Here is a 25,391-nt window from a genome sequence, read left to right on the forward strand (position 1 = left end):
TAACCAGACTTCACGAATATTTGTCATAAATGGTAAAAATTCCTTTGCTCTAGGCTTGAAATTTGTCCTTATCACCTTTATCAAGCAGCTATTGAAGCGTATTAAAAAAACAATGAGTTAGAAACATCGAGCATTTAATAATGGCATAGTAGGACCAGTAATGATTTGGTCTACTGTGCCGTCTCTTAATCTTCATTATTGAAATTCCAAGGAGCTATCATGAGCGAGCAAAACCCGAACCACGAAAATCTTGACCAAAATGTGGCACATGAGAATATTGATCACAATGACAGTATCTTAGAAGAAACCATGAAAGAGTTTGATCCACAGAATAATTCAGGTGAAGAAACGACTATCGAAAACGAAATCAACCTTGATACTTTCAAAGCACGTATTGCTGAGCTAGAAGGCGAAGTAAAACAAGCTAAAGAAGGTACTGCACGCGCTAACGCTGAAGCTTACAATGCGCAAAAACGCATGGAGCAAGAAGCGGATAAGAGCAAAAAGTTTGCATTACAGAAATTTGCCAAAGAATTGTTAGACATCGTTGACAACTTAGAGCGCGCTATCGAAAATGCCGATGCCAATGATCCAGTCGCTGAAGGTGTGCAATTAACGTACAAAGCATTGGTTGCGGTATTGACCAAAAACGGCGTAGAAGTGGTCGATCCACAAGGCGAAAAGTTCAACGCTGACTTCCATGAAGCAGTGGGTATTGACCCAGAAGCAGCGGCAGATACAGTGGGTACGGTTTTACAAAAAGGCTATAGCCTAAACGGTCGTCTATTACGTCCGGCCATGGTTCGTGTTGGTCAGTAATATTTTTAGGGCTAAACCCTACTAATATGAAGGTTTTTCACAAAAAATGACATGAAACACAGTTTTTGCGTGATTATCACCTTGAAAAATACGACGGGTAAACCGATATATAGCAACAAGTGACCGACTACGGTCTGGATAAATAAGTATTTATAGTTAAAAACAAATTAGGAGCAATTGATTATGGGTAAAGTAATTGGTATTGATTTAGGTACTACTAACTCGTGTGTAGCAGTAATGGAAGGTGACAAAGTTAAAGTCATCGAAAATGCTGAAGGTACTCGTACAACACCATCAATCGTCGCTTATAAAGATGACGAAACGCTTGTTGGTCAGTCAGCCAAGCGTCAAGCAGTAACCAACCCAAGTAACACTTTGTTTGCGATCAAGCGTTTGATCGGTCGTCGTTTTGATGACAAAGTGGTGCAAAAAGATATCGGCATGGTTCCTTACAAAATCGCTAAAGCAGACAACGGCGATGCATGGGTAGAAATCAACGGTAAAAAGCTTGCGCCACCACAGGTTTCTGCTGAAATCTTGAAAAAAATGAAAAAAACAGCAGAAGATTATCTTGGTGAGAGCGTGACAGAAGCAGTTGTAACTGTACCTGCTTACTTCAATGACTCACAGCGTCAAGCAACTAAAGATGCGGGTAAAATCGCTGGTCTTGATGTAAAACGTATCATCAATGAGCCAACTGCTGCTGCACTTGCTTATGGTATGGACAAGAAGCAAGGCGATAGCACTGTTGCTGTATATGACTTGGGCGGTGGTACTTTTGATATCTCAATCATCGAAATCGCAGACGTAGACGGCGAGCAACAGTTCGAAGTACTAGCGACCAACGGTGATACTTTCCTAGGTGGTGAAGACTTTGACTCAGCATTGATTGATTTCTTAGTGGCTGAATTCAAAAAAGAGCAAGACGTTAACCTAAAAGGTGACTCTCTTGCGATGCAGCGTCTAAAAGAAGCCGCTGAAAAAGCGAAGATTGAGCTATCAAGTGCACAAAGCACTGAAGTAAACTTGCCATACATCACTGCTGATAGCAGTGGTCCTAAGCATTTGGTTGTAACTATCAGCCGCTCGAAACTAGAGAGCCTAACTGAAGAATTAGTACAACGTACAATGGGTCCTTGTAAGACTGCACTTGAAGATGCTGGCCTAAAAATTGGCGACATCAACGATGTAATCTTGGTTGGTGGTCAGACTCGTATGCCACTAGTACAGCAAAAAGTACAAGACTTCTTCGGTCAAGAGCCACGTAAAGACGTGAACCCTGATGAAGCAGTTGCAGCTGGTGCAGCGATTCAAGGTGCTGTATTGTCTGGTGACAAAACTGACGTATTGCTACTTGATGTAACGCCATTGACTCTAGGTATCGAAACGATGGGCGGTGTCATGACGCCAGTTATCGAGAAAAACACCATGATTCCTACTAAGAAATCACAGGTATTCTCAACGGCTGAAGACAACCAACCAGCAGTAACGATTCAGGTATATCAAGGTGAGCGTAAAATTGCTAACCAAAACAAAATGCTTGGTCGTTTTGACTTGACGGATATTCCACCAGCACCACGTGGCTTACCACAAATCGAAGTGTCTTTTGACATCAATGCTGATGGTATCATGAATATCTCAGCAACCGATAAAGGTACTGGTAAAGCACAAAGCATCCAGATCAAAGCGGATTCTGGTTTGTCGGATGAAGAAGTCGAACAAATGGTTCGCGATGCAGAAGCCAATGCTGCTGAAGATGAGAAGTTCGCTAACCTAGCGCAAGTTCGTAACGAAGCAGATGGTCGTATTCATGCCGTACAAAAAGCGCTAAAAGAAGCAGAAGACAAAGTCACTGATGAAGAAAAATCAACAGTAGAATCTGCCATCACTGAGCTTGAAGCGGCGGCGAAAGAAGACGATCATGACGAAATCAAAGCTAAGCTTGAAGCATTAGACAATGCATTCTTGCCAATCAGCCAAAAAATCTACGCTGATAGCGGCGCTGGCGCAGAAGGTATGGATCCAAGCCAGTTCCAACAAGGTGCTGACGATGCTGGTAGCAACAAAGCTGATGACGACGTCGTTGATGCTGAGTTCACTGAAGTAGACGAAGACAAAAAATAATACGGCTATTAACTAGTTAAATTAAAAAACGCATCCTTCGGGGTGCGTTTTTTTATGGCTATTTTTCCTATCGGTTACTATTTCTGCTAGCTATTGTTTTTCTTAATAAGATGCGTGCTTATAGTTTAAACGCGCTTACTATGAGCACTTCATAGGTTAAATTAACCATGAGCTGTCCTGTTTCATCCTTTCTTGAAAAATGTTGCCAATAGTCTGACTCAAATTGCTGTAGACGCGATTTGGTCCATATAAAGGTTTGAGTATCTTCTGATTTAACTTGCGTTTGATTGGTCGATACACCAGTGAGTTTCATATGCTTTAAGATAGCGTAGGGGGTAGGAAATGGTAAATCAAAGCGCTGAATTGAGAGTTTGATATTCTCAAAGCCATCACTATCTAATGCCAATTGCCATTCGTCAATATCTGGGTAGTGAAGTCCTTGGCCAGTAAGAGTTTTAATTTGCAAAAAATTATTTGGCGTAAATGTGCTAAAGAGCAGCTGACCTCCTGATTTTAACCGCTGCGCTGATTGTGTGATGAAACTCAACGGACTATCAAACCATTGCACGGCATTGGCACTAACTATCAAGCTATGATTTTCTGCTAAATCTACGGTTTCAGCATCACCGATAATGATCTCAGCAGTTGGCAGTATTGATTGTAATGTAGCAGTCTGCTCAGTACATAACTCATTAATGAGCCAGTGCTCGCTCTGTATATGCTCAGCGAGTAGGCGCGTCATTTGACCTGTACCGGCACCCACTTCCAACACACTGCTTTGCTTGGTATGAGCAATACTGTCTAATAAGTACTGACAAACGGTTTGCTGGATACTGGCATGCTGGTCATAATCGCTTGCATTGGCAAAGTGGCGAGCGATGGTTTGTTTTCTAACACTGAGGTCGTCAGCTGTGTCGAATGTTGTCATAGGCTTTATTATGTCCAAGTGCGCCAGTTATCTATCGATAGTAGAAATAAAGTTTGTGTTAAACGATAAAATTACAATTGCTGTATCAATCGCTCGCAGTCTTCGTTAGTTAGTTTGGCATTCATAACTAAGCGAATGCGAGCAGTATTTGTAGGCACAGTAGGAGGCCTGATAGGCAGCGCGTAAAATCCAGCGGCTTGTAACTGTTGTGCTTTGGCAAGGGTACTCGCGTTATCGCCCAATATATAAGGAACGATAGGGGATTGATAATCCATATCTTCTACAGTTGGCGATACACGGTGCCGTGGGTCAATGGCTTGGCTAAGCGTGGTAGACAACTGTGCTAGATGCGCACGTTGGTCAGTTAAGGTTGGCATCTTTGCTAAAATAAATCGTGTCCATGCGTGATTGATAGGAGGGAGTGCAGTACTAAAAATCAGTGGACGCATGGTATTGATCAGCCATTGTTTGACGAATGCATCACACATGATATAAGCACCCATTGAAGCAAATGCTTTACCAAAGGTACCCACCAAATAATCAATATCCGCCAAGGTATGCGTTTCTTCCGCCAACCCTAGACCTGTATCGCCAAGCACTCCAACAGCATGTGCTTCATCGATATATAGCTCAATACGAGCATCTTTGGATTTTAGTTGTACTAGTTGAAGTAAGTCAGCACGGTCACCATCCATACTAAATATACTCTCGGTGACAATAATGATGCGTTCGACCGTCTCGTCTGCTTGTTCAATAAACTTGGCCAAATGTTCGTAATCGTTATGACGGTAACGACGATAGGTGACAAGTTTGCTTTGGCTCAAGCGCATCCCATCGATAATGCTGGCATGTACTAGCTTGTCAGCCAAAATGAGTGTTTTGACTGGCAAAGTTGTTAATGCTGGCAAGATACCTAGGTTGGCGTGGTAGCCACTGTTGAACACCAGCACCGACTTGGATTTGGTCAAACTCTGTTTTTCTATGGCGCTTTGATACCAATTTTGCAGTTCTTCTTCTAGGGCTTCTAACTGTATGTCGTTGCCTGTCAGTAGGCGTGAGGAGGTGGTACTCATTTTAGGAGTGTGTGTAGTAGATAGCTGTCCCACTTGAGCTAGAAATTCAGCTTGCATCTCGGTATCGCCACCTAAACCCAGATAATCATTACTCGCAATATTGAGTAAAGCCTTACCATTGCTAATCACATATCGTCCATCATGCTTTAGATTTGGTAATTGACGGTACTGCTGCTTTGCTTTTAAGTCTGCAAGTGCAGTTTGCAAGCGCTCAGTGATTGGATTTTGCATTTTCTCTCTCTAATTATTGTTATATCAGCCATAGTTAGCTGATTTGTATAGCAAGAAAACTGTGAAATGAGTACGGATTATTGCATAAACTGGGTGGATGTAACAAAAAGTTTCATATCTAGGCCTTTGTAACCCAACCACTGATAAACGCTTTCAATTCTTAACTCTCATACCATTAAACACTGACAGAGTGTCTGAAATAGTTTGTTACTATGTATTCATCGTTAGCAGACAAGGCGATAGGGCCACAAGGCCAATATAAATAAATAACTTGTTTGTCCAAATTTCTTTCAAGGAGCTAATAATGAAAACTCTACAAAAAACAATACTTGCACTAGCAACTGGTTCTTTACTTTCTGTAGGTGCACAAGCTGCTGTTAACTATGGCAACGGCTATACAGGTCAGCCATATGTTGCTGCTAAAGTTGGTCAGTTTGATTTAGATATTGATGGTGCAGATGACCCAACTGCATATGGTGTAACTGCTGGTTATAACTTTGATCCTAATTTCGGTGTAGAAGCAGAATATGTAGGTTCAGATGATGCCGACTATAGAGGCGGTGACATCGATGCTAAAACATACGGCGCTTATGGTACTTACCGTTATGCATTCCCAAATAGCGGCTTATACGCAAAAGGTAAGCTAGGTGTTGCAAAAACTGAAGTAGAAGCATCTAATACTACTTTAGGTTTATACGACGGTTCAAAAGACGATACTAATCTTGCTGGCGGCGTAGGTCTTGGTTATGCAGTAAACTCTGACTTCAGTGTTGAAGCTGAATACGATATGCTAGGCGATGATACAGACCTTATGACTGTTGGCGCACAGCTAAAATTCTAATTACTTAGAAAATAAGCTTTTAGCTAAACAGCTATAATAAAGAAATGATCACTTTAAGTGGTCGTTTTTTTTTGCTTAAAATTTATGTATAAGTTTTTAGGACAGTAATCTATAAGTACTTAACAAGTAATATATCATTACCGTTAAAGCGTTGTTATCCTTAAAAATGTGCTACATTAAAAACTGGAATGATAAAGATAGGAATGGTGGCAAGGATGGAGATACTTTGGATGATTGAACCTTGGCATTGGTTAGTATTAGGCTTCTTATTACTAATAGTCGAGATGTTTGTACCGACGTTTGCCAGTTTGTGGTTTGGTGCCGCTGCCATCATCGTTGCAGCGCTCTCATGGTTGTTGCCTATTTCTGTCTCTGTTCAGATTATCGTCTGGTTAGTGCTCTCTGCTGTGTTTTTGTTGGCTTGGTTCAAGTTTATCAAACCGTTGTCAGTAGATCGTACCAAAGCTGGGCTAGGCGGTAGTATCATAGTCGGTGAGGTGGGGATGATTATCGTATCACCGCAACTAGATAAAGCTGGCACAGTTAGATTTAGCGTTCCTATCGTTGGTGCGGCTGAATGGATGTGCCGTACGAGAGGGGAGCAGGTGGCAATCGGCGATAGAGTGGTCGTGACGGATATCGTGGGTAACGAGCTGATTGTGAGCAGTACAAAAGCGCAGGCAGCGATGCATAAAAGTATGCAGGTATAATAATAAGGGATGAGTTATGGAAAGCTTTAGTATTGTCATGGTGGTATTGATTGCACTGGTGGTATTCACCGTGTTTAAAGGCGTACGTATTGTACCGCAAGGTTATAAATGGGTAGTGCAGAGACTGGGCAAATATAGCCAAACGTTAGAGCCTGGACTCAACCTCATCATCCCTTATGTAGATGATGTGGCTTATAAAGTAACGACCAAGGACATCGTACTCGATATCCCGTCACAAGAAGTCATTACTCGTGACAACGTCGTTATTATTGCAAATGCTGTCGCTTATATTAATATCGTGCGTCCTGACAAGGCGGTCTATGGTATCGAAGATTATGAGTACGGTATCCGTAATCTAGTACAGACGTCATTGCGTTCGATCATTGGTGAGATGGATCTTGATAGTGCATTGTCCAGTCGTGACGAGATCAAAACCAAGCTAAAACATGCAATTTCAGAAGATATTGCGGATTGGGGTATTACCCTTAAGACAGTAGAGATTCAAGATATTAATCCTTCGCAGACCATGCAAGCATCCATGGAAGAGCAGGCAGCGGCAGAACGTTTGCGCCGTGCGACCGTGACCCGTGCTGATGGTCAAAAGCAAGCTGCTATCTTAGAAGCGGATGGTCGCTTGGAAGCTTCACGCCGTGATGCTGAAGCGCAGGTGGTACTAGCCAGAGGTTCTGAAGAGTCGATTCGTTTGATTACTAGTGCGATGGGCGAGGAAGAGATGCCGATCGTATACTTGCTGGGTGAACAGTATATCAAAGCGATACGAGAGTTGGCTGAATCTGACAACTCTAAAATGGTGGTATTACCAGCAGATATCTTAAGCACTGTAAAAGGTATGGTCGGTGATAAATTAAAAGTGTAAAAAGTCATAGCAATATTAAAAAAAGACCTCGCTTGAGGTCTTTTTTATGTGTATTAATTGGACTAAAGTTTCGCTAGCTTAGATAACTTTTGAAAAGCGGTTTTGATGTTTCTTGTCCAAGTATTCATCAAATACCATAGCGACGTTACGGCCAAGCAAGCGACCTCTGGGTAAGACGCGAATACCTGCTGCATCCATATCTATCAGCCTGTCGTCTTGCATAGCGCCTAACTGCTGTATCTCATTAATAAAGTAGGTGATGGCATCGATACCAAACTTTTGATTCACATCTTTAAAATCGAGGTAATCATGACACAGTAGGTTCATGATGACATATTCACGCAAGCGGTCTTTGATAGAGGTTTTTATATACTTTACCGCAGGCATGACAGTCGGATTGATTTTCGCCATATCAATCTTGGCTTGATAGTTCTGTAGATCAGTATCGTTTTGCAAAATATAGCGCGTATTGGCATTAGAAATCTGACTGATTGATGAGACACCAAAGCCTAATAAGTCACAATCACCCATGATGGTGTAACCCTGAAAGTTACGATGTAATTTACCTTCGCGCTGGGCGATAGCCAACTCGTCATCAGGTTTGGCAAAATGATCGATACCGATATATTGATAGCCGGCTTCGGTCAATGTATTGACAGTACTGCCGAGCATCGTCAGTTTGGTAGCTGGGCTTGGCAAGTCTTCATCTTTTATCTGACGCTGAGCTTTAAATCGCTCAGGCAAATGCGCATAGTTAAAGACCGACAGGCGATCTGGCGACATCTCGATGATACGATTTACGGTTTTGTCCAAAGTATCAGGCGTTTGATGCGGTAAACCATAAATCAAATCAATATTGATAGAGCGAAAACCAAGCTCACGTGCTTCTGTTAGCACGCTTTCAATAAGCTCTGCGGAATGCACACGATTAACGGCAATTTGCACCGTTTCATCTAAATCTTGCACACCTAAGCTAATACGGTTGAAACCGAGATTACGCAGTATCTTTAGAGTGTTTTCACTCAGCTCACGAGGGTCAATTTCGATAGAGTAGTCACCTTCGTCTTCTGGCAAAAACTCAAACTGAGTCTGTAAAAACTCCCATAATTGCACCATCTCTTCGTCACGTAAAAACGTTGGTGTACCACCGCCTAAATGTAGCTGTTTGACCAATGGTTTGTCGCTGCCTTCTGGCGTAGATAACAGGCGGCGCTTATGCGTAATTTCAGCGATTAAATACTGCAAGTAATCGCCAGAGTCGCTATTTTTTTTGGTAATAATCTTATTACAAGCGCAGTAGTAGCAAAGGTGGCGACAGAACGGAATATGAAAATATAGCGATAAAGGAGCGCGCGCTTCACGATTCTGCAGGATTTTTGTCTCAAGACCGATAGCCTCAAAGCTATCCGGTATTGGAGTAAATTCTAAAGCAGTCGGATAAGAGGTATAACGCGGTCCCGAGCGATTGTACTTATTGATGATTGCCTCATCAAATGCTGGTAGCTGCTTGCTAGTAATACTGCCACGTGTACTAGCATAAGGGTTGTCAGTCTGCATAACAGGGCGCACAGTCGTGGGCGGCTCGTCCGCACGGTTGTAGGGCTGCTGAGTGTTCTGTTCTGAATAGTCTGTCATGCGATATTCCTCGTTTTTACTCTAGATACTGCTGGTTTTTATATTATCAATGATTTCGGATTTGGCGTTTATTTTTTGCTTTTAAGATTGATTGATAACACGGCTTGAATATATCATCGGCAGCAGTATGTATCGCTAAATGTATAGTAGTTAGTATAGCAAATCCTTGTTAGCAGTGGGGTGGTCGGTGAGTATTCTTAAATATTAAAATAGAGCTATCATTTACACATAAAAAACCTCAGAACGACGCTGAGGTTGTGGTGATTCTCTCCACACCAGCAATAAAACACGACATTTGCGCGTTGATAAATAATACTTTATTATCAATGATACTCTGTATTAGGAAGATGCTGATGTCGTTTGCCCAAGTCTATACCCGTTCGGTGGTTGGTCTGCATGCTCCCAAGGTCATCATTGAGGTGCATCTATCGCAAGGACTGCCTGCATTGACCATCGTTGGGCTGCCTGAGGCCGCTGTGCGTGAGAGTAAAGACAGGGTACGCTCTGCTATTCTAAATTCAGGTTTCCAGTTTCCTAACCGCCGTCTCACAATCAATTTAGCCCCTGCTGATTTACCTAAAGATGGCGCGCGTTTAGACTTACCAATTGCTATCGGCATACTGGCAGCAAGCGGACAGCTTGAGCCAGAGGTGCTATCAGGATTTGAATTTATCGGCGAATTAGCGCTCAATGGTCAATTGCGACAAGTAACCGGTAGTTTGGCAGTCGCACGGGCGATTAAAGCTGAAAAACTAGCAATAACGTTGTCGCAAGTAGCAGCGGATGAACAAGGGCAAAATAATCCAGATACCACGTCGCCGACAACACCGCAACTGATCGTGCCGATTGATAATGGTCGTGAAGCCAGCCGCGTTGATGGCGTAACGATACTAGCTGCTCAGAGTCTAAAAGCAGTTTGCGACCATCTGCAGTCGCTCGTTGACCCAAGTGCAAGCTATGAGAGTTTAGCAGTAGTACAGCCTAGTCCCACACAGCAGCATGTTGGCTATCAAGTGGATTTAGCTGATGTCAAAGGACAGCATCATGCTCGGCGCGCGTTAGAGATTGCCGCCGCTGGTGGCCATTCATTGTTATTTACAGGGCCCCCAGGTTCTGGCAAGACGCTTATGGCATCACGATTGCCAACGATATTGCCAGATTTGAGTGATGAGGATGCGCTAGAGGTTGCCAGTACCTATTCGGTGGCGGACAGCGATTATGACTATGGGACGCGGCCGTTCAGACAAGTGCATCATACGATATCAGCTGTGGCATTAGTCGGTGGTGGTTCACGGCCAAAACCAGGCGAGATTACGCTTGCTAATAAAGGGGTATTGTTCCTTGATGAGTTACCAGAATTTGATCGGAGCGTGCTTGAAGTATTACGCCAGCCGTTAGAAGCCAAACAAATTACTATTAGCCGTGCTAACTCTCAAATGACCTTTCCAGCCAACTTTCAATTAGTCGCTGCTATGAATCCGTGCCCGTGTGGTTATGATGGTGATACTTCAGGTCGCTGCCGCTGTCGACCTGAGCAAATCAAACGCTATCAAGACAAACTCTCAGGGCCACTATTAGATCGTATTGATTTGCATATTACCGTACCAGCATTGCCGATTGCTGATTTGCAAAGCGCGCAGGCAGGGGAAACATCCAAACAAGTACGCGAGCGAGTAGCAGCCGCGCATCAGCATCAATTAAAACGACAACAAAAAGTCAATAATGAGCTAAGTCCGAGCGAAATCGACGAATATATCAAATTAGGCGATAGCGAAAAGCAACTATTGCAACTTGCTCAGCAGCGCTTGAATTTATCCGCACGCGGCTACCATCGAGTATTACGAGTCGCGCGTACTATCGCGGACTTGGCCAACAGTACAGATATTAACAGCGCCCATGTGTCAGAGGCGCTCAGTTATCGCAACAAAGCGTAACCTCTGTTTGAGCAAGTTACACTATAATGATTCGATAGGTTCTTTATAGACTAAAATATATCTTTCATAACCCAAGCAATCAAGTCAGCGAAATGATCAAATGCTTCGGTTGGGTTTAGCTCTCGAATATCTTGCCCGTAGTTATAGCCATAAGACAGACCGAGCGTGTCCATATTGGCGTTCTGTCCAGCCAACATATCGTTTCTAGAGTCTCCAATCATCACTGCTTGCTCGACACTGATATTGAGAGTTTCACAGACATGCAGTAGGGGCGCTGGATCTGGTTTTTTGACCGGCAAACTGTCACCGCCCATCACTTCACTAAATAAGTCTTGCCAGCCAAACGATTGCAATATTTTTGGTACAAATCGAATGGGCTTGTTGGTGACCAAAGCAAGCGTATAGCCAGCTGCGTGCAACTTTTTGAGTCCGTCATCGACATCTGGATAGGCAACCGTTTTGCTACCACTGAGGTTTTTATAAGCCTCAAAGAATATTTGCTCTGCGTGATCGGCCTCTTCAACCGTTAGCTCACCTTCTGCTACTTCCACTTTACCAACCAAAGCGCGTTCTACGAGCAGTCGTGAACCATTTCCTATCCAGTTACGTATCGTCTCGATATGGTAAGTGTCTTTGCCCAATGTGGTTAGCATGGCGTTGGTGGCGTCGGCCAAATCGGGTACGCTATCAATGAGCGTTCCATCAAAATCAAAAATTAAAAGCTGCTTATTCATTGTTCCTCACTATTGGAAATCGTTATATTTATTATATTGGCCATACCTTAGCACAGTAGCATTTTGAGGCCAGTCAATTTAGTTATCTGTTGTACTTAATGTCTTGAGTATTAGCAACTATTCGACATCTTTATAGCGTTCACGATGCTCTTTCTTCATCCTTAAATACTCTTCATTCTCACGGCATTCATCCCATTTAACTTTAAAGATCCGTGCGGACTCCGCCTTGACTGGGTCTTCCTCTTGTCGTGGCAATTCTTCGCGACCATGAGCGCCGCTTTGACCTTTTTTATCATCAGGTACTGCACCTTTATATTTTTTGCCACCTTTGTGATTGGCATAGCGACGAGCACGGGTATAGCCCATTTGGATAAACTTGCGCGCCATATCTGCGCCGACGAAGTCATCGTCAGCCAAGTAATCTAAAAACATCTGATAGATAGCTTCACTACTCTCGCGGGCGATATCGGGAGTCGCAAAACGCCAATGAGGTAAAATCTCAGACTTATAAGGCTCTATCAGTAATACGCCTTGTTCACCGCGACCGACACGGTACAACTCAGGCTGAGCGCGCAAATCCAAACTCTTATAATCCAAGTCGTAATCAAACTCTCTCATATGTATGACCTATTATTTTTATCTAGCGTAGATGGTTATTGAGTATACTTAGCCAAGCTGTTTAGAAAAAAGCACAAAAATGTTATGCAACCGTGACAGTAGGTATTTAGCATCAGAAGCGATGAGCGAAAATGGTTATGGTAAGGTTAGCTGTGAGAGGTATGAAGACTATGAGTATGATAAATACAATGCTACGAGAGATGTTATGTTGAGAAATAAGATAAGTGTAAATGAGCTCAGCCGTTTGCGATTACCCAAAAATATACTGGTGGCATGGCTATTGCTAACGACAAGTGTGCTAGCCAATACGACTGCCCATAGCGCGTGGTTTGAACGTTTGATTCCGCAAGGGGAGACTTATACGGTACGCGAGATAGATCGCGATTTGGCATTTGTGATAGATGGCTTTATCTATGATGCACGCACGTCTTGTTTTTTGGCAGTAGGCGACCGAGTGATATTTTTTGAAGGGCGTCACGGTATTGATTACCGCGCAACTATATACGACTTGGATTCGCGTGAGCGCTGTAATTTACTCTTACGTGGTCGGTTGTACGAATAGTGGTCGGCTCTACGAATAAGAACAATGCATGAATAGAATAAACGCTAAAGAATACGGTAAAATTCAAACATAAAAAAAGCCCCGAACATTGCTGTTCAGGGCTTTTTAGAATTCTATTAACGAATGGTGGCTCGAGGCAGGATCGAACTGCCGACACACGGATTTTCAATCCGTTGCTCTACCTACTGAGCTATCGAGCCGTCTTCGTTGAGGCGCTATTAAACTAAATATAGGCTCAGCTGTCAAGCAATTTTTGCATTTTATCGAATAAAAGGCGATAAATAATTAGATATTGGCAAAATTAACCGTTTTATCGCTCAGTTTAGTCTTTTACACGTAACAGTTCGTACTCACTCATGATACGGTGAATATCAGCGTCAGCAGGGACAAATTCACGTACGCCTTTTCTAACTTCGCAATCATAGACCAGTTTAATAAACTTGGCATCGATAGCACGTTTACGGTTCTCTGGATGCACCGTGAGATATTGTAGGCGTTTAGCATTGGTCTGCCCATCATCGAAGCAGGCGACCGCAGCGATAGGCTTATCATTGAACATCCCGACATAGAGGTACTGTCCACGTTTAAACCCTTGCTCAACGATATTTAATACCTCGAGACCGTCAGGCTGTGCATCATCACTATCGTACAACGCTTGCAAGCGCTCTGCTAGCTCATTGTCGCGAACAGGTTTTTTGATAAGTGGCGCATCCAAACTATTAATGGCGATCGCTTCTAAAGGCATAGCAGTTCCTATAAATAGAGGGTTTCTACAGTATAAATTAGCAATATGAGACAGCACGATGTCATAGCGTGCAGTGCCGTAAGTAAGGGTCTTCAAAGTCAGCGCGAGTCATGATTGATAATACTGAACACACTATTTTAGCAGAATGACGTGATTTTGTGCGTGGTTTACCGCTTGGTCGTGGCAGTAAATGTTAGGGTTTGCTATGATGAGGCTATATAATATTTAGTATGTATAAACCCTAATATGTTGATATCTTTTGTATATATCATTTTCTGCTAAGGTCTGACCCAGACAATAGTAAAATATTTTGGGCAGGTTTTTGCCTTATTTATTGACCGCTTTTCACTGATAAAAACTGATAGAGAGTAGCCATGACAGCCAATGCAACGACGACTGCTGCCACACCTGAGCAAACTGAGTCAAAAAACGTAAATCTATATGGTCGCCCTGAACGTATCGCGACCGTTGAGCGTATCACTGCCGAAACGCAAATCACCTGTACCGTTAATTTAGATGGTACAGGTAAAGGTACGGTAGACACTGGTGTGCCATTTTTGGATCATATGATTGATCAAATCAAGCGTCACGGTTTGTTTGACTTAGATATCAAATGTACCGGTGATACGTTTATTGATGACCATCATAGCGTTGAAGACACTGGTATTACCCTTGGCCAAGCGTTCAATAAAGCATTGGGTGACAAGAAAGGCATTCGTCGTTATGGGCATTTCTATGCGCCGCTAGATGAGTCATTGACCCGTGCTGTCGTCGATCTGTCAGGGCGTCCTGGTTTGCATATGGACATTCCTTTTACACGTTCGCACGTCGGCCGTTTCGATGTGGATTTATTCAGTGAGTTCTTTTACGGATTCGTCAATCACTCGTGGATGACCGTGCATTTGGACAATCTAAAAGGCAAAAACAGCCATCATCAGATCGAATCAACCTTTAAAGCCTTTGCTCGTGCGTTACGTATGGCCTGTGAGTACGATGAGCGTGCGTTGAACACCTTGCCATCGACCAAAGAGGCGTTTTAATGGCTAAAGTGACGAAAGTAGCACTATTAGATTATGGTATGGGCAACCTGCACTCTGCTAGCAAGGCCCTATCGGTAGTCGGGGCAGAAGTCTCTATCACCAATGATCCAAAAGTCGTTGCGGCGGCTGATAAAATCGTTTTCCCTGGTGTGGGTGCGATGCGTGATTGTATCGCTGGCATGCATGAAGCAGGCATTGATGAGGTCATACGCCATGCAGTGTTTAACAAGCCCGTTATGGCCATCTGTGTGGGCATGCAGGCGTTGTTTGAGCAGTCAGCTGAAAATGGTGGCACGGACTGCCTAGGCATCTTAAACGGCACTGTAGAAGCGTTTGACCCTACGTGGAAAGACAAGCAGGGCGCAACGATAAAAGTACCGCATATGGGCTGGAATACCATTAGCGGTATGGATTTTGACCATCCGCTATGGCACGGTATCGAAGACAATGCGCACTTTTACTTTGTGCATAGTTATTACTGTGATCCTGCTGATAGCTCACAAGTAGCGGCGGTATGTGACTATGGTCAACCGTTCTGCGCCAGTGTGATCCAAGACAATCTATTTGCTACCCAGTTCCATCCAGAAAAGAGCCATACTGCTGGCTTGCAACTGCTCAAAAACTTCGTAGAGTGGAATGTGTAAGTAGTTGATCAACGTGAAGTGAATATTTAATTTAGTAGAAGGTAGATTATCAATTGTATAATCTGCCTTTTTTATGCTCAGCCATCACTTTGTAGCTGCCATTCTTTAGCTATTATAGTTTAGCCATCATGGTTTAGTGATACGCTCAGTTATTTTCTACTCGCTTATATTTGGAATATCTCAGTGGATTTTACTGCCTTTAAAATGAATGTTATGGAAACAACGGGCCTTGCTAAAGATGCCTTACATATCTATGTCGGTGTTGGTGTTTATCTGCTGTGTCTGGTTGCGCTGCGTCCTATTATCAAAAGCCAAGGTATTCGGTCATTTATCGCATTGATCGTCGTAACTTGCATTGCGCTGTTGGGTGAGTATTTGGATAATCGAGATACGATTGAATCGCTTGGCTTGGCAGGCTTGAGCCGTGATCAAATACTCGCAAGTATCCGTGATTTGATTAATACGTGTATGCTGCCATATGTGCTCTTTGCGCTGAATAAGTGGACGACTATCTTTCGACCAACCAATAAATCGACTTCATTGACCAAGCGCCATAAAAAAACGGACTATTAATTAGTTCGTTTTTTCGTTTTGCTATTTGAATTTATAATTCTAGTAGCTCATCTTATTTTTTGGCCTCATCATACAGCTCACGTACGACTTCACCAATGGCCTTAATGCCATCAGTTAGCGTCTGCTCGTCAGCCGCGATACTCATACGAATACACTCGTGCGCATGCTGATAATCGCTAACGTCGACACCGGGGAAGAAGTACTCGCTTGGCACAATCAAGGTGCCTTTTTCTTTGAGGCGCTCGTACAGCTCAAGGGTGCTAATCGGCAAGTCTTTAAACCATAGCCATAAGAATATCGCGCCTTCAGGTTTATGAATGACCAACGGATAGTCGCCCAAGGCTTCTTTCAACAGCTTCACGGCAAGGGTCGCCTGCTTTTGATAAAACGGCTTGATGTCGTTATCAGATAATTGCTTTATACGATCGTTTTCTACCAATGGCGTGGCAATCGCCGCACCAAAGCGTGTCGGCGCTAGGTTAACCACTGCATTCATCGCGCTGACCGCTTCGATTACTTTAGCATCAGCCACGATAATACCCGTACGCATACCGGGCAAGCCAATTTTCGATAGGCTAAAGCAAAGAATCGTATTATTATCCCAATTCAGGTGTGCGTCAGAGTAAATGATATTGGGGAAAGGCATACCGTAGGCATTATCAATGATGAGAGGTATGTCATAACGTTTGGCAATCTCAGCCAAATGCGCCATTTCGTCATCAGTTAGCACGTTACCAGTTGGATTGGTCGGACGTGAGCAGCAAATCGCGCCGATACGACCTTCTTTTAGTGCTGGCAAGTTCTCTAATGCGTCAAAATCCACACGATATTTAAAGAAGCCTTCCTCGCCATCATGAGTCACTTCATCGATATGCGGTAATACGGCGGTGAAATGCTGACCTTCCACATGCACATCGCTATAGCCAATATACTCAGGGGTCAGTGGCAATAGAATGGACTTGTCGACAGACTGGTTCTTTTCATCTTGACTGTTTTCATCAACGAAAGCGCCGCCAAACAGATTAAACAAATAGAAGAACGCATTCTGTGAGCCATTGGTCAGGGCGATGTTTTCTGAGGTGAGGTTCCAATCATAATGACGGTTAAAGAAGCCAACCAACGCATCGATAAAGGCGGCATCACCTTGTGGATTAGAGTAGTTCGCCATGCTGATAATCGCGCTACTATTGGCTTCGCCTGCATCATTATCAACACCCAGCGCCTTATAGGTTTCCAAAAATAACTCATTAACGGCATCAATTTTGGCAGGGTTACCACCGCCCAGCATATTGACAGGCTGATCGCTTTTTAGCGCATCGCCCAGATCATCCATCAATTGTGAGATGCCAGTGGGCTGGGTAAATTTTTGACCGAACTTTGAGAATTTCATAAGGCTACCATGCTGTTTGGGAGGGTGTTAATGAGGTATAGGCACGCATACCCCTAATGACAATATGGGCGTTAGTATAGCAAATAGACAGTTTTAAACGAGTTGGAATCGTAAAATAAACTATTGCTAAATCATCGCCCGTACCCTTGCCATAATCCCGCGCCCAATCACCAATCTTACATAAATAATGGCAATGGCAAACAGCAAGACGACTAACGCGGCACCGCCAATCGCCAAGCTCGTCCACGGCACACTAAATTGTAAATTAAACCACTGCGTGATAGCCGCCCATGCGCCAACGCTAGCGATAACCACGGCAAAGGTCGCCGCGCTAATCCCAAGCACGCCCAACTCTAGGATATTGAGCATATATAGGTCACGCTTTTGCATACCGAGCAGTCTAAATGACGCGCTATCTTTCATGCGATCTTGTGAAGTGGACAGCAGCGAGCTGATCAGCACCATGACGCCAGTGAGTAGAGCAAGCAAGGTAAACACATAGACCAAGCGGCTCATTTGTACCACCAGCTCTTGGATTTGCTTCGCAATAGCCGTCCCATCAATCGTAGTGACAGCAGGGAACTCGCGTACCAGTTTGCCTTGCAGTTCTGGAATGGCACTCTCTGACACATGTGCAGTAGCAAATTGAATCTGCGGGGCAGCGGACAGCACGGACGGCTCAAACAAGAAGTAGAAATACGGGCTTGGGCCACGCTCATAGCGCGTGCGAATACTGGTGATCTGCCCGATAATTTCGATACCTTGAATGTTAAAGCGCACCTGATCGCCCATACCGACATTGAGCATACCTGCGGCAGTGTCCAAGATAGATAAAGGTTTGATTTGCTCATTTGTCGCATCGATAGGGGTATATAGCGCGTCGTCTGTGAGCGATTCAGTGATGTATTCTGTCTCCATGACCGTATCGGCATAGCTCAAGTTAAAGACACGCGTAGGATCATCAAAGCCATCAGCAGGCTCGATATCTTTTGCCGCTACATCATTTGCTGTCTCCACACGCGCACGAATGACGGGATAATAAGTGACGGGCGCCTCAATGATCGCATCAATATCGTTATGCTGATCGCTCTGCACATCGAGCAAAAATAAATTGGGCGCGTCTTCAGGATAGGCATTGATAAACTGCGCATTGATACTGTGATTGAGTGTGGTGATAAGCGTCAGCACCGCCACCGATAGTGATAAGGTGACAAAGAACAACGCTGATTGGTTGCCTTTACGCGCAAGGTTATGGATGGCAATACGCTGCATCCAACTGACCTTAGTATTGCTTGCCAACTTGTTAAGCAGCCAGAGCCACCCACGCGCCAATAGCCAAAATATCGCCACAAAGCCAATCAAGCTGCCCAATAGCTGTGCGCCTAATGACAGTGAGCCAACTTCATAAGCAAAGAAAGCATACAGTCCTGCCAGCACCAAGCCATACCATAGTAACGGTACGCGTCGATACCAAGGCAAGTTTTGTGCTTGCGTGCTCGCCCCTTGATTGAGTAGGGTAGCCGGTTTGGTTGTGTTAAGCGCGCTGAGACCACGCTGCGCAATCAGTAGCGTCAGGGCTAAAGCAATCACAATAGTTTTGATAGCACTGATTGGATTTATGGCTAGACCCACATCGGCAGGTAAGATAGCCACCAGATACGGCTGGCCTATTTTGAGCAAGCCCAGACTCAGGGCAACTGCTGCGATACAAGCAATGACAGTCGTGACTATAAGTAGCTGATAGTAGCTACGTTTGAGTGAGCCAAGCGGTTCGCCTAACGCCAAGCGAATGGCGTTATTGGACTGCTGCTTGCTGACAAAGGCGCTAATGACGCCGTACATGGCGACCGCAGATAGTAGCAACACCGCGATGACTAGTAGCTTTAAGAACATCAGCACATTATCAGAGATGCGCGAGACAGAAGTATCTGCGGACTCTGCATCAGAGAGCTCGATATCGGGATAACTGGTCAGTATACCTGTGAGCTTTTTACGCTGCGTGCTTATCAGCTCTGGGTCACCTGCCATTTCAATACGATAGTTTATGCGGCTGCGCTGACCCAATAGATTGGTCGATTCTAACGCATCTTGTTTCATTAAGACACGTCCGCCAAAACCAAAGGCGGTCAAAGGTCTGTCAGGCTCTTTGGTCAGCACATCACTGATCGTAAACTGCGCATCGCCAATGTCGATACGGTCGCCGACACTAGCATTTAGGCTACTGAGCACTTCTGGGGCGACCACGATATTGTCAGCAGTTAGTTGCTCCCACAGCGGCTTTCCTGAGGCAAGCTCAGCGGTACCGTACAAAGGGTAAGACGGTGTGACGGCTTTGACGCTGGCAAGCAAAGTTTGCTCATCGGTGACGAGCATGGCACTAAACTGATAATCATATACGATCTGCGTATCGGGAATCGTTTCTACTTGCGCTAGTACCTCGCTTGGCCAGTCTTGCTTACTGTTTAAAATCAAATCCCCACCAACGAGTGCGCGCTGATTGTCATTGATATAACGATCGACAGACTGCTGCACAGAGTCGAGGGTTAGGTAGGTTGCAAGTGACAAGGTCAATGTGAGTAGAAACAACACTGGATACACCCAGCGCTGCCACCAGCTACGGCTGAGTGCTTGCGAGCCTAGTGTTTTGGTGAAAAGTTGATTGAGGATACCGCTAGAATAACTGGTCTCTTGACGCATACTGGTATCAGTCTTTTTTATATCAGTCGATGTGTTGTCTGTCAGCTTTTCATTCATGTCGGTACAATCCGTCCGTCATGCATGGTGATGACGCGATCTGCCATCTCGGCAAGCGCAGGATCGTGAGTCACGACCACCAGTGCCGAGCCAACCTGCTGGCGTAAGTCCAATAACAACTGCATGACTTGATCGGCATTTTGCTCATCCAAATTACCCGTTGGCTCATCGGCAAAGACAATTTTAGGATGCGATACTAGCGCTCGTGCCACCGCTGTACGCTGCTGCTCACCACCAGATAACTGATTGGGTAAGCTGTGACGGCGATGACCCAAATCAACCGCATCGATCAGCTCGTGGACTCTTGCTGGGTTTGGACGCCTTGCGATATCAAGAGGAAAGGCGATGTTTTCGGCGACAGTTAGGGTCGGCAGTAGATGAAATGACTGAAAGACAAAGCCCATATCACGCTGTCGAATGACCGCAAGTGAGTCTTCATCAAGACTGCTGAGCGTTTGATCTGCCAGCGACACCGTACCACTATCGGGATAGTCTAGTGCTGCGAGCAATCCTAGTAAGGTGGATTTGCCCGAGCCTGATTTACCCATAATGACCACAAACTCGCCAGCGTTGACGTATATATCGACGTCCTTGATGATAGACAATTTTTGCTCACCGACTTGCACGGTTTTGTTTAGCTGTGAGGCAGTCAGTAGGGCTGGTGTCTTAGCGTCTGCTTGTGGCGTGGATGCGGTAACCGAAGGTGATGATGTCATTACAGTGTCTCGTTAAATGGTCTCGTTAAGTAGTCTCATTTGGCGTATTTTTTGTCGTTTCGGCTTGAACGGTTTCAGCCGTATTCTCTGTATCGGTTGTTTTTAGCTCTTTTAACTCATTTAATTTAGGCTCTAGAATAGGTAAGATATTGTCATTGACGATGATGGTGTAGCCTTCTTTGGTTGGGTGAATGGCATCTGCTTGGTTGAGCTCAGCCTCACCGCCGACACCCTCCAAAAAGAATGGTATCAGAGGAACGCTCATGTCTTTCGCGACGCGAGGATAAATGTCTGAGAACGCGGCAACGTAGTCATCGCCCAAGTTATCATAGATCGACATCCCGCCCAAAATGACGACACTGCCATTGTCTTGCAAACGTTTAACAGCCGTACGGATATTGGCTTCAATTGTCGCCACATCGATACCACGTATCGCATCGTTAGCACCGATGGTCAATATAGTGATGTCGGGTTTGGTTTGCGACACCCAGTCCAATCGATTGACCAATCCCGTACTGGTTTCACCGCTTAGACCTGAGTTGATAACCTTGGCATTAGCGTAGCCCATCTCTTGCAGACGATCTTCTAACTGAGCAGGATAGTTGTCGTCTTTGTCCACTCCCAGACCTTCTGTCAGGGAGTCACCAAGCGCTAAAATAGTAAGTGATGAGGATTTGACCTGTTGATCAGTTGATGCTGCGGTTTCAATGGCTACTGGAGCAGTGCTGGCTTGACGGTTAGTCGCTTCAGTACTGGTACTCTGCGTGTCAGTAGTAGATGTCGTTTCAGCATCTTTTTGACAACCACTGATAGCCATTACAGCTGCGAGCATGGCGATAGCGGGTAAGCGCTGAGCAAAACGAGAGGGAAGTTTCATCATGGGTGTTATGTCCTATATGCAATCAAACCAGTGTATAGTCAAATCCTATCTAAACCAGATACAGTCTCAGTCGGATGAATCGTCAGGCTCGCTCAGTCTACTATTGGTAGTACTTTCACTCACCTTCCTTGTATCCAGCTTATATTGAGTATCCAGATTATATTAAGTATCTAAGTTATATTGAATTGACTATAGCAAAATAAGACAGTGACCTATATTGCCCTAAGGTTAATTTAAGGCCGCTTTATTGCGCGTTAGCAATCATAGCCTTGCAGACCACAAAAACTGATAGAAATGAAAGCTGATAGCAATCAAATATATTTGCCATCGACCATCACTGGACGACTAACAAGCCAAGCAATCACGACGTTGACAATCATCAGTATCAGCATAATAAAAAGCGGCATACTCCAACTACCAGTCATTTCATGTAGCCAACCTGTACCCAATGGGCCAAAAAACGCAATGACATAACCAACTGCTTGAGCCATGCCAGACAGCTCACTTGCCTGATTGGTCGTATAGGTGCGCATAGAGAACAGCATCATGCTCAAGGTAAAAATTGCTGAACAGCCCATGCCCATCATACCTGACCATAGCCATGCCAAATCAGTCGATAGATAGCTGACACCCAATATACCAACGACGTTTAGCACAGCAGCAAATACAGCCAATGCTTGAATAGGTCGGCCGCGATTGACCAACCAAGTTAAACTTAATATAGAAACTGGTGCCATAAACTGGAATACAGAACCCATCTGTCCAGCACTGACGGCAGATAGTCCCTTACTAACCCAAATCGATGGTAAAAAACTGGCGACGGTATAAAACAATAATGACTGTAATCCCATAAAAATAGCAATCTGCCACGCAAAGGTGGTTCGCCACATGGAAATATCAGAAGAACCTAACGCCGCAGGGATAACTGCTTGATGGTTAGATGAACCCAACCGTACACGTAAGAACAGCCAGATAACAAAGGCAAAAACACCTAGTATTGTCCAACCGCCTAATGCCCACTGCCAACCAACTTGCTCCGATAACGGTAATACGACGCCTGCGACGATACCTGCTGCTGTGGTCATCGTCAGACTAAACAGACCTGTAATCAGCGGAATATGTTGCGGGGTACGCTGCTTAATGACAGGCGCTGCTAAAGTATTAGCAAAGCCGATAGCGAGGGTAAGCAATAAAGTACCAATTAAAAACCCACTCCACGTCGGGATGGCAGTACGGATAATCATCCCTACCGTTAACAGCCCAATCATGGCAATCAGTGTGTTTTCTAGTCCGAATCGCTTACCAATTGCTGGGGAAATCAGTGCACCAACAGCAAAGCTCAGCATAGGTACTGCCCCTAGCCAGCCTATCTGAAACTCAGATATATCAAGCGCGTCTTTTACCACTGGGGCGATAGAACCTAGTGCGACGATAGGTGCACGCATATTGGTGGCTAGCAGAATCATGGCACACAGAACCAACCAAAAGGTAAAGCGTGAGGAGGGCAGGCTAGATGAAGCAGATAGATTGGACGAGGTAGACATAGCAGCACAACGATGACAGCGAAAAAGAACACGTTATTAAACAGCGCCAAGAAATTGCCGCTTATAAAATAACACCAGAGAGCATTTACCCAGACACGTACCTAGACGGTAAGAGATATCGTAAATCAGACCGAAAAATATATGTAGCGCGTAAGACATACAATTTTCTTAACTGACTTTGCTAAATTGGCAGGCAAGTTAGTCAAGATATATGTGTGGTTACTTCGAGTTACGGCTTTAGAATCGTGATGATAAGAGATGGCGGTAATAAGGAATCTTAAATAAGCAGCCTTATCGCACAATAAAAATAGCGCCAAGTCACTTCTGAATGACTTGACGCTATTATAAGAACATATGTCAGGTAAATGCTACCAGCGTATGGTAACCAAAGGCTATTAAACCGATTTACCCAATTGAGCAGCTCTTAATGCATTCTCTTGCTGTTCAGCGATTAATGAATCGCACTTATTGGGATCATTACCACAAAACGAGCAATTTTCGTCGCCCATCAATTTGGCAACACCGCCACAAGATCCTCTAAGCGGCTTTTTTTTGACCATATAACCGACGCCCATAAAAATAAAGAATAGGACAAATACGGTGAAAGTAATGGCAAGCATAGGAAGCAGTTGGCTAAGCATAGAGGAAACCTCATTCTAAAAAATAGGGCAGTTATTAGTAGTGCTGTCTAAGTTGATGACAGCTAAGCACCGTTAATAACAACTGTATAATAGTATAACAAATTTTAGTGCGGCTCGTTGTGCGTTAACGTATTCTCTTGTTTCACATCTATCACTCATTAATGGCTTTTAGAGTGTGCCGTCTAGATCTTGAAGAACGTTTATAGCTTTTTATCAGCACGTAACGCTTTCATTGCTGGTGTCTGTACCACTTGCCAGTCGTCAATATCATCGTCAGCAGCTTCGTTGGACATATCGTCAGAACCTTTTGCCTTTACATCGTCAGCTAGTACCACAAACATGGCTGCTAGATTTTGTGTTTTAGCGAGGTCTAGTGCTTTGTGATAAGGCATCGCGGTAAGGGCAGTTGCCCACGCATCCGCCAATGCAACAGAATCCGCTGCGACAGTAACTGAAGGTGCGCCGCCTGCAATAGGGTTACCCGTTGTCGGATCGATAGTATGGCTATAGCGTTTGCCATCGAATATGACAGAGTTGCGATAGTTGCCAGAGGTCGCTAGATGCATCTGGCTAGCCGTATTCTTTGGTTGTCGAATAGCAGATATGGTTTGACGTTCACTGACCGTGCTACCTTCAATAGGGGCGTCAATCGCAATTTGCCATGGCTGCTGCTGGTTGTTCACACCAGAAGTGGCTATTTCACCGCCGATCTCAACCATATAGTTACGAATTTGATAATCCTCTCTCAGTACGTCAGCGATGACATCGACACCATAGCCTTTGGCAACGGCAGAGAAATCTAAACCCACGCCGTCTTTGGTCTTATAGATGGTGTCATCTTTCTTTATGATGCTCTCAAAATCGACCAATGCTTTGGCTTGAGCAATTTCAACGGCGGTCGGTGGACTTTGTAAACGCTCGACCGTCATGGTGCTCCCAAAGCCCCATGTATTTACGAGTGGCATAACGGTAGGGTCAAAAGCACCGCCAGACTGCTGATAGACAATTTGTGATACGTCTAGCACACGACTAAAATCAGCATCGATAGTGATAGGTTTGTCTTTGCCCAAACGATTGAATGTAGATATGGTCGAGTCGTTTTGATAAGTAGACATGCTATCGTTAATTTGTTTCAGGCGCTCGTCTACCGCAGCTTGTATGGCAGCTTCGTCCGCATCATCAGGCAACTGATAGCTAATATGATAGCTCGTCCCCATCGTCTCACCGATCAGATAGTTATAGTCTGGGGTTTGCTGGCAAGCGCTGAGTCCTAAAGTACTAGCAAGGCTGACGACGCTTACTAAGGTAAGGTGCAGAGATTTTTTGGAAGATAAGCTGGATATAGTGTTTTTCATAATATTTTCGGTATGGCGTAGAA

The 25,391-nt window shown here is 44.4% G+C and carries 23 protein-coding genes and 1 tRNA gene; 10 read left to right on the plus strand and 14 right to left on the minus strand.

Translation table 11 applies throughout. The features are described from left to right. The first annotated feature begins 219 nt into the window (after window positions 1-219). Window positions 220-819, plus strand: coding sequence for a nucleotide exchange factor GrpE (gene grpE, locus ACQKCG_RS09795; protein WP_134292680.1), 600 nt, complete (start codon window positions 220-222; stop codon window positions 817-819). Window positions 820-1,002: 183 nt separating this feature from the next. Next, window positions 1,003-2,943 (plus strand): molecular chaperone DnaK, encoded by a 1,941-nt coding sequence (dnaK, locus tag ACQKCG_RS09800; protein ID WP_057762214.1) that lies wholly within the window; start codon window positions 1,003-1,005, stop codon window positions 2,941-2,943. Window positions 2,944-3,061: 118 nt separating this feature from the next. Here dnaK and ACQKCG_RS09805 read toward each other — a convergent pair whose 3' ends face one another. Together ACQKCG_RS09805 and ACQKCG_RS09810 are read right to left on the minus strand one after the other, a co-directional pair. Beyond that, on the minus strand, window positions 3,062-3,871 hold the full coding sequence (locus ACQKCG_RS09805) for a methyltransferase domain-containing protein (protein ID WP_134292679.1): 810 nt from the start codon (window positions 3,869-3,871) through the stop codon (window positions 3,062-3,064). A 71-nt stretch (window positions 3,872-3,942) separates the two neighbouring features. Next, window positions 3,943-5,175 (minus strand): 8-amino-7-oxononanoate synthase, encoded by a 1,233-nt coding sequence (locus ACQKCG_RS09810; RefSeq protein ID WP_134292678.1) that lies wholly within the window; start codon window positions 5,173-5,175, stop codon window positions 3,943-3,945. 304 nt (window positions 5,176-5,479) lie between these two features. On the opposite strand from ACQKCG_RS09810, the gene ACQKCG_RS09815 reads away from it, so the two are divergent. From ACQKCG_RS09815 to ACQKCG_RS09825, 3 genes are all read left to right on the plus strand, one after another. Continuing rightward, entirely contained in the window at window positions 5,480-6,016 is a 537-nt protein-coding gene (locus ACQKCG_RS09815; RefSeq protein ID WP_057762208.1) for a porin family protein, read from the plus strand. Window positions 6,017-6,246: 230 nt separating this feature from the next. Further along, complete coding sequence (locus ACQKCG_RS09820; protein WP_102091084.1) at window positions 6,247-6,726, plus strand: NfeD family protein; 480 nt, start codon at window positions 6,247-6,249, stop codon at window positions 6,724-6,726. A gap of 16 nt (window positions 6,727-6,742) precedes the next feature. Then, window positions 6,743-7,603 (plus strand): SPFH domain-containing protein, encoded by an 861-nt coding sequence (locus ACQKCG_RS09825; protein WP_057762202.1) that lies wholly within the window; start codon window positions 6,743-6,745, stop codon window positions 7,601-7,603. Between the two features lie 78 nt (window positions 7,604-7,681). Here ACQKCG_RS09825 and hemN read toward each other — a convergent pair whose 3' ends face one another. Next, window positions 7,682-9,160 (minus strand): oxygen-independent coproporphyrinogen III oxidase, encoded by a 1,479-nt coding sequence (gene hemN / locus ACQKCG_RS09830; RefSeq protein ID WP_413775349.1) that lies wholly within the window; start codon window positions 9,158-9,160, stop codon window positions 7,682-7,684. Window positions 9,161-9,591: 431 nt separating this feature from the next. On the opposite strand from hemN, the gene ACQKCG_RS09835 reads away from it, so the two are divergent. Then, window positions 9,592-11,172, plus strand: a complete 1,581-nt coding sequence (locus tag ACQKCG_RS09835) for a YifB family Mg chelatase-like AAA ATPase (protein WP_134292676.1) — start codon at window positions 9,592-9,594, stop codon at window positions 11,170-11,172. A 50-nt stretch (window positions 11,173-11,222) separates the two neighbouring features. Here ACQKCG_RS09835 and ACQKCG_RS09840 read toward each other — a convergent pair whose 3' ends face one another. After that, window positions 11,223-11,906 carry a phosphoglycolate phosphatase gene (locus ACQKCG_RS09840; RefSeq protein ID WP_134292675.1) on the minus strand — a complete coding sequence of 228 codons (684 nt, stop codon included), beginning with the start codon at window positions 11,904-11,906 and terminating at the stop codon, window positions 11,223-11,225. A 117-nt stretch (window positions 11,907-12,023) separates the two neighbouring features. Next, window positions 12,024-12,524 (minus strand): DUF4385 domain-containing protein, encoded by a 501-nt coding sequence (locus tag ACQKCG_RS09845; RefSeq protein ID WP_134292674.1) that lies wholly within the window; start codon window positions 12,522-12,524, stop codon window positions 12,024-12,026. Between the two features lie 79 nt (window positions 12,525-12,603). On the opposite strand from ACQKCG_RS09845, the gene ACQKCG_RS09850 reads away from it, so the two are divergent. Beyond that, window positions 12,604-13,086, plus strand: a complete 483-nt coding sequence (locus tag ACQKCG_RS09850; protein ID WP_134292673.1) for a hypothetical protein — start codon at window positions 12,604-12,606, stop codon at window positions 13,084-13,086. Between the two features lie 124 nt (window positions 13,087-13,210). Here ACQKCG_RS09850 and ACQKCG_RS09855 read toward each other — a convergent pair. Both ACQKCG_RS09855 and ACQKCG_RS09860 read right to left on the minus strand, forming a co-directional pair. After that, window positions 13,211-13,286 (minus strand) — tRNA-Phe (locus tag ACQKCG_RS09855). A gap of 122 nt (window positions 13,287-13,408) precedes the next feature. Next, entirely contained in the window at window positions 13,409-13,831 is a 423-nt protein-coding gene (locus tag ACQKCG_RS09860) for a hypothetical protein (protein WP_134292672.1), read from the minus strand. Between the two features lie 374 nt (window positions 13,832-14,205). Here ACQKCG_RS09860 and hisB point away from each other — a divergent pair, with 374 nt between their 5' ends. From hisB to ACQKCG_RS09875, 3 genes are all read left to right on the plus strand, one after another. Beyond that, window positions 14,206-14,871, plus strand: coding sequence for an imidazoleglycerol-phosphate dehydratase HisB (hisB, locus tag ACQKCG_RS09865; protein WP_220455963.1), 666 nt, complete (start codon window positions 14,206-14,208; stop codon window positions 14,869-14,871). Further along, complete coding sequence (gene hisH / locus ACQKCG_RS09870; RefSeq protein ID WP_134292671.1) at window positions 14,871-15,515, plus strand: imidazole glycerol phosphate synthase subunit HisH; 645 nt, start codon at window positions 14,871-14,873, stop codon at window positions 15,513-15,515. Before hisB ends, hisH begins: the two co-directional genes overlap by 1 nt. 213 nt (window positions 15,516-15,728) lie before the next feature. Then, window positions 15,729-16,088 (plus strand): hypothetical protein, encoded by a 360-nt coding sequence (locus ACQKCG_RS09875; protein ID WP_227543697.1) that lies wholly within the window; start codon window positions 15,729-15,731, stop codon window positions 16,086-16,088. Between the two features lie 52 nt (window positions 16,089-16,140). Here ACQKCG_RS09875 and ACQKCG_RS09880 read toward each other — a convergent pair whose 3' ends face one another. The 7 genes from ACQKCG_RS09880 to ACQKCG_RS09910 form a co-directional block, all read right to left on the minus strand. Further along, window positions 16,141-17,478 carry a valine--pyruvate transaminase gene (locus ACQKCG_RS09880; protein ID WP_134292669.1) on the minus strand — a complete coding sequence of 446 codons (1,338 nt, stop codon included), beginning with the start codon at window positions 17,476-17,478 and terminating at the stop codon, window positions 16,141-16,143. 126 nt (window positions 17,479-17,604) lie between these two features. Next, window positions 17,605-20,232: an ABC transporter permease gene (locus ACQKCG_RS09885; RefSeq protein WP_134292668.1), complete on the minus strand. Its 2,628-nt coding sequence runs from the start codon at window positions 20,230-20,232 to the stop codon at window positions 17,605-17,607. Next, the gene (locus ACQKCG_RS09890) at window positions 20,229-20,948 is read right to left on the minus strand and encodes an ABC transporter ATP-binding protein (protein ID WP_134292667.1); all 720 of its coding nucleotides are present in this window, start codon (window positions 20,946-20,948) and stop codon (window positions 20,229-20,231) included. The genes ACQKCG_RS09885 and ACQKCG_RS09890 overlap by 4 nt, the downstream gene beginning before the upstream one ends. A 25-nt stretch (window positions 20,949-20,973) precedes the next feature. Beyond that, on the minus strand, window positions 20,974-21,828 hold the full coding sequence (locus ACQKCG_RS09895; protein WP_134292666.1) for an arylesterase: 855 nt from the start codon (window positions 21,826-21,828) through the stop codon (window positions 20,974-20,976). Window positions 21,829-22,139: 311 nt separating this feature from the next. Then, window positions 22,140-23,372 (minus strand): CynX/NimT family MFS transporter, encoded by a 1,233-nt coding sequence (locus tag ACQKCG_RS09900; protein WP_134292665.1) that lies wholly within the window; start codon window positions 23,370-23,372, stop codon window positions 22,140-22,142. 395 nt (window positions 23,373-23,767) lie between these two features. Then, complete coding sequence (gene nqrM, locus ACQKCG_RS09905; RefSeq protein WP_057762175.1) at window positions 23,768-24,013, minus strand: (Na+)-NQR maturation NqrM; 246 nt, start codon at window positions 24,011-24,013, stop codon at window positions 23,768-23,770. Between the two features lie 200 nt (window positions 24,014-24,213). Beyond that, window positions 24,214-25,368: an FAD:protein FMN transferase gene (locus ACQKCG_RS09910; protein WP_134292664.1), complete on the minus strand. Its 1,155-nt coding sequence runs from the start codon at window positions 25,366-25,368 to the stop codon at window positions 24,214-24,216. Window positions 25,369-25,391: the final 23 nt, after the last annotated feature.

This window comes from Psychrobacter sp. NPDC078929 (assembly GCF_050267985.1).
Lineage (GTDB): Bacteria > Pseudomonadota > Gammaproteobacteria > Pseudomonadales > Moraxellaceae > Psychrobacter.